Origin of the sequence: Desulfatitalea tepidiphila (assembly GCF_001293685.1) — a bacterium.
Lineage (GTDB): Bacteria > Desulfobacterota > Desulfobacteria > Desulfobacterales > Desulfosarcinaceae > Desulfatitalea > Desulfatitalea tepidiphila.
The window spans coordinates 570878-584312 of sequence record NZ_BCAG01000001.1 but is presented as its reverse complement, the minus strand read 5'-3'; the positions used below and the strand labels follow the sequence as shown (position 1 = coordinate 584312).

Below are 13435 nucleotides of genomic sequence, written 5' to 3'. Positions count from 1 at the left end.
CTTTCATAGAGGATCGGCATGGGCGCCCCAAACCCGAGCATCCGCTCCATCCTCTGCATGGTCGATTTCTCTCCGGCCGCAAAGGCGTTGATCGACTGGTCGGCCCGCCTGGCGCAGCGCACAGGGGCCGGGCTGCGCCTGTTGCATGCCATCCACGTGCCATCGGACCCGCTCCATCCCACCACCGAATTCGAACGCAGCGGTGACCTTCAGGCGCGGCGAGCCCAATGCGAAACCGCCATCGCAGCGCTGATGCCGCCGTCGACGGTTTCCATGCAAGTTGCAATCGTCTCCGGTGATCCGGTCGAAGCGGTCGTCGACTATTGCCGTGGACATCCCATTGACCTGATCGTGGCCGGCAGCCTGGGCATCACGCGCTTGAAACGTCTCTTTCTGGGCACCGTGGTCGAACGGCTGGTGCGCCTTGTGACCTGCCCCGTGCTGATATTGCGACCCGCCGGCCGCGGTCCCGACAAGATCGGCCGGATCGGGGTGTGTTGCGACTTGTCGCCGGATCACCTCCCCTTGATTCGTTGGGGCGGCCGCCTGGCACACGCCCTGGGAGCCTCGGTGAAAGTGCTGCATGCCATCGAATCCCCTGTTCATGTGGATATGATCGATCCGGCGACCGGTCCCTACGGCCAGGTGCAATCGCAGCTCCAGCAGCAGATTGATGAACAACTGAAGCGCATGGCGCGGGACGAGATCGTGTCGGAGGTGGCCGTGAGCACCCATCTGGCCACCGGTCCGGCCCAGGATGAGCTGCTCGACAGGGTGCGCGGCGGCAACGTCGATCTGGTGGTGGTCGGTGTGCGCCACCACAGTGCCATCGGCAAGTTGATCGTCGGCTCGACCACCGAGATCTTGTTGCGCAAGGCCCCCTGTCATGTGCTCACCGTCCCTGTTCCGTTCGTGACGAAAGCAGCCGCCCAGGAGGCTGTCGCCCCCCGACCGCCGACCGGCGTGGTCCGGGATCCCTTCTACCTGGCGCACCGCTGCGAAACCGAACACGCGGAGAACCACCACCGCCTGGAAGCCGTTTACGCAATGCTGGACCGTCTCGAGCCTGCCTTGTCCCTGGTACGCATCCCGCCACGCCCGGCAACCGAAGAAGACCTCATACGTGTCCACTCGGCGGCCTATGTGCACCAGATCGAGGCCACGGCCCGACACGACCATACCCAGTTGACCCCGGACACCTACGCCTGCGCCGCCTCTTTCGCGGTCGCGTCGATGGCCGCCGGTGGCGTCATTGCGGCCATCGACGCCGTCGTTGCCGGGCAAATCCGCAATGCCTTTGTCCTGGCGCGACCGCCCGGCCATCATGCCGAGGCCGGCCGCGCCAACGGGTACTGCCTGTTCAACAACGTGGCCGTCGGCGCCCGCTATGCCCGTGAAAAACTGGGAATGGACAAGGTGCTCATCGTGGATTGGGACCTGCATCACGGCAACGGCATCCAGCATATCTTCGAACACGACCCTTCGGTACTCTACTTCTCGACCCACCAATATCCGCTGTTTCCTGGAACCGGTCACCTGTTGGAGGTGGGACGCGGCCGCGGAGAAGGCTACACCATCAATGTCCCCCTGCGCAAAGGATTGGGCGATGGAGAGGTCGCGCATCTTTACAAACGGCTGCTCGCACCGATCGCCCATGACTTCAAACCGGATCTGATTCTGGTGGCCGCCGGGTTCGACATCCATAAAAAAGACCCTTTGGGCGGCATGAAGCTCACCGCCCAGGGATTCGCGGCCCTGACGCGCATCGTCATGCAGATCAGCGACGCCTGCTGCCAGGGCCGCCTGGTCCTGGTACTGGAAGGCGGCTATCACCGGCAGTCCCTGGCCGATTCGGTCAGGGCCGTCCTGGAAGAACTTTGCGACCGCACGCACTGCGACGTCAACCAGGTGGCCGCCAGGTTCAAGCGACGAAAAGTCGAACCCAGCATTTACCGCTGTACCGAAGTGATGAAACGCTACTGGTCCTGTTTGAATGAATCGGAAGTCAACCGCGAAAGGCAGGATGATCATGGATAAGATCTCGATCATGGAAGCATCCGTGCGCAAATGGAACCGCATCATCGAAGGCAAGGGATCCGATGGCGGGGTGCTCGATTGCCCGCCGTGCCGCATCTTCTACATGCTGGTCTGTTCCGGCTGCCCCATCGCCGCCTACAGCGGGAAGAAGTTCTGCAAGGAGACCCCATACATCGCATGGTTCCGCCACCAGAACGAGGCCCACGGCTATATGTTCCGGAAGGTTTACTGTGAAGAGTGCCGGCGGCTGGCCATCGACATGCGCGACTACATGCAGACCATCGTCGACCACCTCAAGGCGCAGAAGGACGCGGGCAAATAGCCGGATGTCAGTCATCGCCAATATCGCCATGACCGTCTTCAGCCTGCTCATCGCCGCGGCCGCCTTCGGCTATTTCCGCGATCGCGGCGACACGGTGGCCGAAGCCGGCGCCTACGGCCTCATGGCCATGCTGATGCTCTCGAGTTGGACCGCCCAGATCCTTCTGCTGTTCGGTCTGCAGCGCTTCCTTCTTGTGGCCATGCTGATACTGACCATGCCGGCGTCGAAAATGGTGATCCTTCGCGGCAAGCTGCTGCGTGAGCAGCTCCGGATCGCATCCAATTTCATACGTCTCCACCCACTGCCCGCCATTGTATTCGTCTGCGGCGGCGCGTGTCTGTTCGCCTTCACCGTGTGGAACGAAATCACCAGGGGAGCGGTGACCTTCAAGGGCCTCTATCCAGCGCTGGCCCACCTCGACGGGTCGTTTTTCACCTTGCTGCAAATCTCGCCCGCCATCGCCGCCACGGGGCTGAACCACATCATCTTCCTGGCCGATTGGCAGCCCATGGTGGCCCTCCCGCTGGCCAACTCCGCTGCCTACCTGGTCATCGCCCTCGGCACCTATGCCCTGGCCCGCCGCTATGCCTGGCCGCCAACGGCCATCACGGCCACCCTGCTTATAGTGAGTATGCCCCGGCTCGTTCATCAGAACCTGGCCGCCCAGAGCGAGTTGCTGCCGGCCGCCGCGGCCCTGCTGGTCATCCTGGCCCTTTTCCGCATGGTCGAGCGGCCTCATCGGGAGGATGGCATCATGCTGCTCGCCGCCGCCTGCTTTTCGGTCACCGACGGCCGCTTATGCTACCTCATGCCGGCCGTGCTGCTCGCGCTGAGCCTGTTGGTCCTCGCGCGTCGGCACAACCTGCGCCTGTGGTTCCAGTCCCTCAGCGGGCATTGGGGATATATCGCGGTGGGCCTGGCGGCCGTACTGATATTCAGTCAGGGGGTCGGCATTTCCTACAACCTGCTGCACGGCCTGCCGTGGATGGGCGCATTGCCCGGAAAAGAGGTGGCCTTCAACGCCGGCGGCATCGTGGGCGCCGTGGCCAACATGGCCCGATATCTTCTCCAGAGCATTCATCTGCCCGATGCCATGGACACCGCCGCACATCGGATCTTCGGGTGGGGCCTGGTCGATGGACTGGACCTGGTGTATCGACAAGCGGTGGCCACGTGGGCCGGCGAGCGCGGCGCGGCCGGGGCCTACCGCTTGACCTGGGCACCGGACAACCCCTGGACCTGGTTCGGGCCAGTGGGATTCCTGCTGGTCATCCCGGCCATGGGACACGCCTTGTGGTGGGGACCGCACCGCCTCAAAACAACGGCCCTGGCCATGCTGGTGTATTGGATGCTCGTCGCCTTGATCGCCGCCTGGCGGCCCGACAATGTCCGTTTGCTGACCCCCATGTTCGTCTGCAGCGGTTTTTTTACCGCGTTCTTCCTGCCCCCCTGGCGCATCGGCCGCGCCGGCTGCCGGGTGCTGCAATGGTTCAGCCTGGCCATGACAGTTTATGCCCTGTTGACCTACCCGGGCCATAACGTGCTCTGACCCTTCTCCACCGCCGGCCCCGCAATCCAGATGGACCGGCACCGCGAGGCATGAGGGCACGGTCGCAAAATTGCGCCGGATATCGGTGAATTGGTTGCGGAAACGCAATGATCCCTCCGCATGCTACTGGTCATCCCCACCAAAAGGGACGCACAAATGCTACCAAAAGAATAAAATATGCGGCCCGCCGGGTCCCTGGCATGGTGAATGCTTAACCGCCGGACACAGCAATACGCTCGAATGTGCCGATGTCGAACCGAAAAGGAATGTTGCAATGAAAAAGCATATCAACACGTTGTGTTTTATGTGTTCTGTGCGTTGCCCGATCCAGGTCGAGGTGGAAAACGAACAGGTGATCAGCATCCGGGGCAACCCCCACGTACCGGCCATGAAAGGCGGCGTCTGCCCCAAGGGTGTGGCGGCGGTGGCAGCCCTGAACGACACCCAGCGGATCCAATCCCCGTTGATCCGGACAGGCGAACGGGGTTCGGGTCAATGGAAACGGGTGAGTTGGGAAGATGCCCTGGATTACACGGCCGATCGCTGCAAGGCGATTTTCGACACATACGGAGCCAAGAGCGCCGTGTATTGCGAACGGGCCAACCTGATCTCCGATATCTCCAAGTCCTTTCAAAAGGCCATCGGATCCCCCAACCACTTCACCCACGACACGGTCTGCAAGGGATCCATCAACACGGCCTGCCGTTCGATGATCGGTTACACCGACGGCCAGATCAATGCCGATTGGACCCATGCCAAACACGTGGTGCTGTATGGTCGCAACGTCTTCGAATCGGTTGAAATCAAGGCGATGAACAGCTTCATGGCGGCCCTGGAGAAGGGAACCAAACTGACCTACATCGATCCACGCGTGACGATCACGGCGGCCAAGGCGCACGATTACAAAATGATCCGGCCGGGTGGAGACCTGGCCTTCAATTACGCCCTGATGAACGTCATCATCAAAGAGAAGCTCTACGACGCCCCCTATGTGAAACGCTGGGTGGAGGGCTTCAACGAACTGAGCCGATTCGTGGATCCTTACACCCCGGAATGGGCCGAAAAGGAGACCGGTATTCCGGCCGCGGAGATCGTCAGCCTGGCCCGGGAGGTGAGCAGAGTCAAGCCGGCCGTGGTCTTCCATTACGGATACCGCGGCTCGCACCACCCCACCGAAGTCTACTTCCGCCGCTCGATCCTGATCCTGAACGCCCTGATGGGCAGCATCGAGAGCAAAGGGGGGCTCTTCATCAAAAAGGGGCTCAAGGACGCGGGGTACAAAGCCGGCCTGAGGACCTTCTCTTCCCAGAAATTTCCCGAAATGGAAGACAAACGCCGTTTCGACGGCTGCGGCCAGGACAAGTTCCCCATCGCCGATCCGGCCCATGGCGTGGGCTTCATGTTCCCCCACGCGGTGATCCACGAAGACCCCTATCCGATCAAGGTGCTGTTCGCCTTCCGCTACGATCCGCTGCTCTCCAATCCGGATTACAACACCAACTTGAAGGCCTTGCAGAAACTCGACCTGATCGTGGCCAGCGATGTCAATTTCGGTGCCACCACGGCCCTGGCGGATGTCATTCTGCCCGAGTCGTTCTTCCTGGAGCGTTCCGATCCCCTTCAGATGGGATCCGGGTTGAAACCGGCCATCAATCGCCGCATCGCCTGCGTCCGCCCGCGGTTCGATACCAAACCGATGTGGTGGATCGTCAAACAGCTGGCCGACCGCCTGGGCGTCGGCCAATACTTCCCGTACGACACCGCCGAGGATATCTGGAAATACCAGCTGGCGGACCTGGATATCAAGATCGAGGATTTCGACGAGACCGGTTTCGTCTCCCTGAGCGACAAGGCCATCTGGTGGGATCGCAACGACGGCATCAACTTCAAGACCCCCTCCGGCAAGATCGAGGTGGTCTCCGACTTGATGGAGAGCCATGGGATCCCATCGCTGCCGGCCTATCAACCGCTCGACCGTCAACCGGACGCGTTCCGCCTGATGTGCGGCCGCTGCGTGGCCCACACCAACGTCATGACGCAAAACAACCTTTACCTCAACCATCTGGTGCCCGAGAATCGCCTCTGGATCAATGAACGGCGGGCCGAAGAACTGAGGATTGCCGACGGCGACCGCATCGAGGTCGCCTCCGGCGCGGGCAAGGGCGAAATGCGCGCCTTCGTCACCGACCTGATTCACCCCGAAGCGGCCTTCATGCTGCATGGATTCGGGCACAAGGAGATCGACAGCAAACGCAGCTATGGTAAGGGGGTGGCCGATGCACTGCTTCAGGAGCGCCTCTATGACAGGATCGGTGGCAGTCCGGCGCTGGACCACACTTGGATCACGGTCAAAAAACTATAAAACCCCATCCGTTTCCCGGAGGAATTCACTATCATGGGTGATTACATCATTACCACCAATCCGAATCGCTGCATTGCGTGTCATGCCTGCGAGATTGCCTGTAAATCGGAAAAAAATATTCCGCTGGAAGCGACCCTGGGCAAAATCGTGGTCCTGGGTCCCAAGATGGTCAACGGCAAACCCAAAATGAGTTCGGTGTTCGTGCCCTGTTTTCACTGTGAAAAGGCCTGGTGCCTGGAGGCATGTCCCACCGAGGCCATCCGCCGCAGGGAAAAGGACGGTCTCGTTTATATCATCGAAAGCCTCTGCGTGGGCTGCAAGGCGTGCATCATGGCCTGCCCGTGGCACATCCCCCAATGGAATTCCGAGACGGGCAAGGCGATCAAGTGCGACCTGTGCATGGACCGCATCGACCAGGGCCTGGAGCCGGCCTGTGTGTCGGTCTGCCCCACCGATGCGCTCTCGTTCGGCAGGCCCGAGGAACTCTCCGACAAGACGCGCGAAGCCTACGCGCACGGATTGCTCGAAAGAAACCTATCAGCGACATCGGTGCGGTTATGAGAACTCAACTGGCGACTTTCCCCAAGGGCGGCGTCCATCCCAAGGAGAACAAGGACCTGACCCGCGCGCTGCCCATCGAAACGATGCCCGATCCATCCAAGGTGTCGTTGTTTTTAAAACAGCACGTCGGCGCGCCCTGTCAGGTCTCCGTGCCGCCCCGGGTCGATGCGCCCATCGACGACGGGCTCCTGTTGGCCGCATCCCATCCCGGTGCGGTCTTCCGCCTGCTGGTGCACAAAAAAGAGCGGGTCAACGTAGGAGACCGGGTGGGCGACACGGGCAACCGCCTCGGCGCCGTGCTGCATGCCAGCGTGGGCGGCATGGTGCAGGGGGTGGAAAACGCCCTTCACTATCAGGAGGGCAAGGCGCAGGCGCTGGTCATCCAGACCGACCCTGAATCGGTGCCGCCCCAATACAGCGAGGTGGATTGGCGGGCCTTTTCCAGGGAGGAGATCCAGGCGCGCATCGCCGCGGCCGGCATCGTCGGCTTGGGCGGGGCAGGGTTTCCCACGGACGTGAAACTCAATGTCAAACCCGGCACCCGGCTCGACACCCTGATCCTCAACGGCGCCGAATGCGAACCCTACATCACCTGCGACCACCGTGTCATGGTGACCTATGCCCGGGAAATCGTCGAAGGCGCCAGGATCCTCCTCACGGTGCTTGGCATCACCTATTGCGCCATCGGCGTGGAAAACAACAAGCCCGACGCCATTGCCGCCTTGAACGAGGCCATCGCCCGGGCCAGAGCGGACGACGGCTTCAGGATCGAAGTCAAGCCCCTGGCGGTCAAATATCCCCAGGGGTCGGCCGACCAGATCATGCAGAGCATCACCGGCCGGGTGCGTCCTTCGGGCCAGCGCTCTTCGAGCATCGGCATCATCGTCCAGAACGTCTACACCACCAAAATGGTCTACGATGCCGTGGCGTTGGGCAAACCCCTGACCGAACGCGTCATCACGATCACCGGACGGGCCATCGCGCGACCGGCCAACCTGCGCGTCAAAATCGGTACCCCTATTTCGGAAATCGTGAATTACCTCGGCGGCACCACGCCGGACCTGTGCAAGGTCGTGGTCGGCGGCCCGATGATGGGGTTTGCCGTGTCCGACCTGGACATTCCCATCACCAAAACGACGCCCGGGGTCCTGTTCCTCAGCCACGAGGAGGTCGACGCCCAGGCCTTCGGCCCGTGCATCCGCTGCGGATTCTGCCTGGATGCCTGCCCCATGGGGCTGGAACCCAACACCATCGGCATCTATGTCGAGGCGGGCCGGGGCGCCGAAACCGAACCCTTCGGCTTGATGGATGACTGTTTCGAATGCGGCAGCTGCGCCTATGCCTGCCCGGCCAAGCGCCCCCTGGTGCAGTTCATCCGCCTGGCCCGCATCGAGATCAACCAGGCCCGTAAGCTCAAAGAGGCCCGCGAACAGATAAGAAAAGCAGGATAATGGCAACTCACCACTCTACCATACCCCATCAATCGTGCGACGGGGCCGACGGGCACCACCTGCTGGTATCGGTATCGCCCCATCTGAAAAGCGATCTGACCGTATCGCGGATCATGTGGACCGTGGTCGCCTGCCTGATGCCGCCGCTGCTCCTCTCCATATTCGTCTTTGGTTTCCAGACTCTGATCATCACTCTGGTCAGCGTGATCAGTTGCGTGGCCACCGAGGCGATCGCCCAGAGGCTCCTGGGCCGCCCCGTCACCGTCAAGGACGGCAGCGCCGTGATCACCGGCGTGCTGCTGGCCTACGTGATCCCCCCGGGCGTTCCCTTGTGGACGCCGGTGTTCGGCGGGGTGATGGCCATCTTCGTCACCAAGGTCATCATGGGGGGTCTCGGCTTCAACATCTTCAACCCCGCCCTGATCGGCAGAGCCTTCCTGGTCGCCACCTATCCGGTGGCCATGACCACGTCCTGGCTCTCCCCGATCCGGGACTGGGCGATCTTCAAACACACGGGCCCCGCCGTGGATGCGGTCTCCTCGGCCACGCCCCTCTACGTGCTCAAACATTACGGGATGGCGGCCATGCTCGAACAGTTCGGCTCCCGCGCGACGGTCTACAAAGACTTCTTCCTCGGCGCCATGCCCGGCTGCATCGGCGAAACGTCGGCCCTGCTGCTTCTCCTCGGGGGTCTCTACCTGATCTTCAAAGGGTATATCCGGTGGCACATCCCGGTGTCGGTCATCGCATCGACCGGCGTGCTCACCTGGATCTTCGGCGGTGAGCGGCTGTTTACCGGCGATCCGATCATCGCGGTCCTTTCCGGCGGTTTGATGCTCGGGGCGTTTTTCATGGCCACCGACTACGTGACCTCTCCGAATCAGCGCGCCGGACAGATCGTCTTCGGCATCGGCGTCGGCGCCTTGACCGTGCTCATCCGGCTCAAGGGCGGCTACCCGGAAGGGGTCTGCTATGCCATCTTGCTGATGAACCCGCTGACACCGGCCATCGACCAACTCTTCAAGCCGAAACGATTTTCCCAGGGGGCGGTCCAATGAAAGAGATCATCCGCATCACCATCGCCCTGACCCTGTCCTGTCTGTTGGCCGGCCTGGTGATCGGCACCACATTCATCTTTACGGCCAAGGCCAAACAGCACAACGAACATCTCAATGTGCAGCAGACCATGCTCGGCCTGCTCGGTTACGGTCCCCAGCGACCAGCGGCGCCCGAGCTCCAACTGCACCAGGTCCACCGTTACATCGTAAAGCATAATGAGACGATGCGCATGGGGTATATGCTCCCGGCCCGGTGCAGCGGCGGCGGCCCGGGGTACGTGTGGGTCGAACTCGATCTGAAGGGAGACTTTCTCGACCGCCACGAACTGGCGCTCACGCCCGAGGCGGCCCTCTCCGCCGATGACCGTAAAAAGGCCCTGGCCGGCATCCTCGATCCAGGGGCCGAGGCCGACTTCGCCGACACCATGATCATCGCCTGCCTGGGCGACCGGCGGACGGCGTACCTGCTCCCCGGCGAGTTTCCCGGGTTCAAGACCTTCATCAAGGCCATGGTGGCCCTGGACGCCGACTTTCAGCTGCTGGGCCTGGAGGTCATCGAGCACGAGGAAGACCCCGGCCTGGGCGGCGAGATCACCCAGGATTATTTCAAAAACCAGTTCGTGGGCAAAACCTTCGAAAAACTCAAGCACCTCACGGTCATCAAGGAGCCGCTGCCGGCCGACTACGAGCATTATCTCAAATCCATGGGCCTGCGGAACAGCGGCCTTTCGGAAAGCGAAACCGCCGACATACGGCAGCGTTACAAGGACCAGGACATCCATGCCTTGACCGGCGCCACCATTTCCAGTGCCGCCGTCACCAACGGGGTCAAGGCCATGGTGAAAAAGTTCGCCTACCGCATTCAAGTCCTCGACCAGGCCCTGGCCGATGGCGATGTAAAGGTATTGTTTTAGAAAGGAACCGATCGTGGCTGCAACCACCAAAACCAACATGCAGCTGGTCGTCAACGGCCTGCTCAACGAAAACCCCATTTTTCGCCTGGCCCTGAGCATGTGCCCGGCCGTGGGCATCAGTACGACGGTCGCCAACGGCTTGCTGCTAGGGGTGGCGGTGCTGTTTGTGCAGGTCTTTTCGAGCTGCACCATCGCGCTGATCAAAGACCACATTCACCCGCGCATCCGCATTCCGACCTACACGCTGACCATCGCCACCTGGGTGACCGTCATCGACCTGGTCCTGGCGGCCTATCTGCCGGTGGCGTACAAGGCTATGGGCATCTTCGTGCGGCTGATCGTGGCCTTTGCCATCATCACCATGCGCCTGGAGGTGTTCGCCTGCCGCAACACCGTGGCCGCTTCCTTCTGGGACGGCGTCGGTATGGGGTTCGGCTTCATGTTCGGCATGGCGACCCTGGGCGCGGTGCGCGAGGTGATGGGGATGGGCACCCTCCTGGGATACGATGTATTGGGGTTCCGGCCCATGCTCTTCTTCGTGCTGCCGGCGGCCGGATTTTTCCTGGTCGGATTCATGATGGCGATGTTCAATTATGTTGAAACGCTCTACAACCGGCGGGCGAAGCGAGGATCGTGACATGAAACATGATGTAAAAGCCTTCTGGATGCTCATGTTGATCATCGCCACGCTGTGGATCGGCGGGTGCGAGGCGCCCAATTTCATCAAGGCGGCGCAATTCGAGGAGACGGACCGGATCGTGTTGACCTTCGCCGGCCCGGTGGACCCGGCGTGGGCGGAAGACCCCAGCCATTTCACGGTCAACGAAAAGCCGGACCCCGATATCCTCCTGGACATCGCCAGCGTGCGCCTCAGTCCGGATCGGAGCCGCCTGACCCTCACCCTGGTCGACCCCATCAACCAGGATCAGCCCCACCAGGTCGTCGCCAAGGAGATCGTCTCCGAAGGCCGCAACCTGGGCACCCAAAGCGTCACCGTATCCAAGCCCTATTTTGGATACCTGGTCAGCATTCTGATCGGCGCCTTGCTCATCCAGAACTTCGTCTTTTCCAAGTACCTGGGCCTGTGCGTCTTTTTCGGTACCTCCCAGAAGAAGAGCACGGCCGTCGGCATGGGGATCACCTTCACCTTCGTCATCGTTTTCGCTTCCCTGATGTCGTGGTTCCTCTACCAGTTCGTACTCAAGCCCTATCGCCTGGACTACCTGCAGATCATCGTCTTCATCGGCCTGGTATCGCTTACCGTCCAGGCGGTGGACACGGTGCTTCGCAAGATCAATCCGGCCCTGTTCAAGGCCTTCGGCGTCTATCTGGTGCTGGTGATCGCCAACTGCATCGTCATCGCCGTTCCGCTCATTCTGGCCGACAACGAATACAACATGATCGAGAGCCTGATGCTGGCCCTGGGCGCCGGGCTGGGATTCCTGCTGGCCCTGTTTTTGATGTCCTCGGTGCGTGAACGGCTCGATTTTGCCAATGTCCCCACATCATACCGGGGGCTGCCCATCGCATTCATCGTGGCCGGACTGTTCGCCCTATCGTTCATGGGCTTTTCCGGCATGTCGATTTTTTGAAAGAGGAGCAACATGGATCCTTTGTATATCAAACTGGCCTTGGGTGGCATCGCCCTGCTGGCCAGCATCGGTCTGTTCTTCGGGATCGGGTTGGCCCTGGCGGCCCACAAATTCGCAGTGGAAATCAATCCCAAGGTGGAGGCGGTCAAAGAGGTCCTGGCCGGGGCCCAGTGCGGCGGCTGCGGCTTCGCCGGGTGCGAAGCGTATGCTGAGGCCGTGGTAACGGATCCGGACGTGCCACCCAATTTGTGTTTTCCGGGAAAGGCGTCCGTGGCCGAGGCCGTGGCGCGCATCACCGGAAAACAGATGGGCGCCGTCGAAGACCTCGTGGCGGTAGTGCATTGCGCCCGGTCGATTCGTAAAGATTACCAGAAATACGATTACATCGGCTACGGCGTCTGCTCGGGCGCCAATCTGGCCTTCGCCGGTCCCACGGACTGTCAATTCGGGTGTGTCGGTTTCGGCGAGTGCGCCGCCAATTGTCCGTTCCAGGCCATTGCCATGGACGAGAACCATTTCCCGGTGATCAACGAAGAGACGTGTGTGGGATGCGGCCAGTGTGTGAAGACCTGCCCCAAGGGATTGATCACCCTAGTCCCCAAGAAGGCCCGCGCCATCGTGCGCTGCAGCAGCCGGGACCCCGGCAAGGTCACCCACCAGATCTGCGCGGCGGGGTGCATGCACTGCATGTCGTGCGTGCGGGCCTGCCCGGCCGAGGCCGTGGGCCTGGTCGACGGCGTGATCCGCATCGATCACCAGAAGTGCCTGGCCTATGGGCCCAAGTGCGAAGAGGCCTGCATCAAGGCCTGTTTCATGGTGCACGCCATTCAACCCCACAGCCGGCAGCCCTTGTTCCAGGTGGAAAAACGCCATGAGCCCACCGAGCAAGAAGCCCTGGCACTGTAACCTTAACGTGAGCCGCCGTTCATGAACCCATGGAACCTCGTGCTTGGGGTCGGTATCCTGTTGATCGTCACCCTGGTGTGGTTCGTTTTTTACTATTGCTTCAACCCCCATGTGGACGAGCCGGACGGCGGCGCCCGGGTGGTGGGGAGCTGCGGCGATGTGATGGAGATCCGCCTCAAGTTCGAAGCCGACCGCGTGGTGCAGGGCTCGCCGTGGACCAACGGATGCGCCCACAGCTTCAACTGCGTCTGGGCCGCGGTGGACCTGGCCAGGGGCAAGACGGCCGAGGAGATCCTGGATATAGACGCGGCCATGATCCGTCGGGCCGTCGGGGAGCTGCCGCGGGACCACTGGCACTGCGCCAGTCTGGCCGCCGAAACCCTGCACGCCGCCATCGACAACTACATGCAAGCCGGCTGGAAAACGACCAGCGATTCTAACTGAATGCTATTCATTAGACCCGGCCCGTGTGGGGCAGGTGGCCGATGCCACACGCCAAGCGGTCAAGTGCCAGTAAAATGCACGGCGGGCGGCCCAGAAACTCCCCCGGCCTGCGCCGGGGTCAAACAGTCTGGGCCGCTTGTCCGCCGTTTGCATTCAACAGGCACTAACGACCGCTGGCTGACGTGGCCCTGGCCACCTGCCCCACACGGGCCTGCCATAACGGCTACCATGCGATTTTT

Annotated in this window: 12 protein-coding genes; all 12 read left to right on the top strand. The window is 61.6% G+C overall.

Annotation, left to right across the window (positions count from 1 at the left end):
• Positions 1 to 18: 18 nt before the first annotated feature.
• The 12 genes from DFT_RS25390 to DFT_RS02510 all read left to right on the top strand — a co-directional run bounded on the left by DFT_RS25390 (position 19) and on the right by DFT_RS02510 (position 13196).
• Positions 19 to 2037, top strand: a complete 2019-nt coding sequence (locus tag DFT_RS25390) for a universal stress protein (protein WP_083453276.1) — start codon at positions 19 to 21, stop codon at positions 2035 to 2037.
• Complete coding sequence (locus tag DFT_RS02560; protein ID WP_054029661.1) at positions 2030 to 2359, top strand: hypothetical protein; 330 nt, start codon at positions 2030 to 2032, stop codon at positions 2357 to 2359. The genes DFT_RS25390 and DFT_RS02560 overlap by 8 nt, the downstream gene beginning before the upstream one ends.
• Before the next feature lie 4 nt (positions 2360 to 2363).
• Entirely contained in the window at positions 2364 to 3908 is a 1545-nt protein-coding gene (locus tag DFT_RS02555; RefSeq protein WP_054029660.1) for a hypothetical protein, read from the top strand.
• 274 nt (positions 3909 to 4182) lie between these two features.
• Positions 4183 to 6270 carry a molybdopterin-dependent oxidoreductase gene (locus DFT_RS02550; RefSeq protein WP_054029659.1) on the top strand — a complete coding sequence of 696 codons (2088 nt, stop codon included), beginning with the start codon at positions 4183 to 4185 and terminating at the stop codon, positions 6268 to 6270.
• 33 nt (positions 6271 to 6303) lie between these two features.
• A complete protein-coding gene (locus tag DFT_RS02545; RefSeq protein WP_054029658.1) occupies positions 6304 to 6831 on the top strand; it encodes a 4Fe-4S dicluster domain-containing protein in 528 nt (175 codons plus the stop codon).
• On the top strand, positions 6828 to 8282 hold the full coding sequence (rsxC, locus tag DFT_RS02540) for an electron transport complex subunit RsxC (protein WP_054029657.1): 1455 nt from the start codon (positions 6828 to 6830) through the stop codon (positions 8280 to 8282). The genes DFT_RS02545 and rsxC overlap by 4 nt, the downstream gene beginning before the upstream one ends.
• Positions 8282 to 9340: an RnfABCDGE type electron transport complex subunit D gene (locus DFT_RS02535; protein ID WP_083453275.1), complete on the top strand. Its 1059-nt coding sequence runs from the start codon at positions 8282 to 8284 to the stop codon at positions 9338 to 9340. Before rsxC ends, DFT_RS02535 begins: the two co-directional genes overlap by 1 nt.
• Positions 9337 to 10254, top strand: coding sequence for an FMN-binding protein (locus DFT_RS02530; protein WP_054029656.1), 918 nt, complete (start codon positions 9337 to 9339; stop codon positions 10252 to 10254). Before DFT_RS02535 ends, DFT_RS02530 begins: the two co-directional genes overlap by 4 nt.
• A gap of 13 nt (positions 10255 to 10267) precedes the next feature.
• Positions 10268 to 10891, top strand: a complete 624-nt coding sequence (gene rsxE / locus DFT_RS02525; RefSeq protein WP_235506156.1) for an electron transport complex subunit RsxE — start codon at positions 10268 to 10270, stop codon at positions 10889 to 10891.
• A gap of 1 nt (position 10892) precedes the next feature.
• A complete protein-coding gene (locus DFT_RS25385; protein ID WP_054029655.1) occupies positions 10893 to 11846 on the top strand; it encodes an electron transport complex protein RnfA in 954 nt (317 codons plus the stop codon).
• A 12-nt stretch (positions 11847 to 11858) separates the two neighbouring features.
• Positions 11859 to 12752 (top strand): RnfABCDGE type electron transport complex subunit B, encoded by an 894-nt coding sequence (gene rnfB, locus DFT_RS02515; protein WP_054029654.1) that lies wholly within the window; start codon positions 11859 to 11861, stop codon positions 12750 to 12752.
• A 21-nt stretch (positions 12753 to 12773) separates the two neighbouring features.
• Positions 12774 to 13196, top strand: coding sequence for an iron-sulfur cluster assembly scaffold protein (locus DFT_RS02510; RefSeq protein ID WP_083453274.1), 423 nt, complete (start codon positions 12774 to 12776; stop codon positions 13194 to 13196).
• The last annotated feature ends 239 nt before the right edge of the window (positions 13197 to 13435 follow it).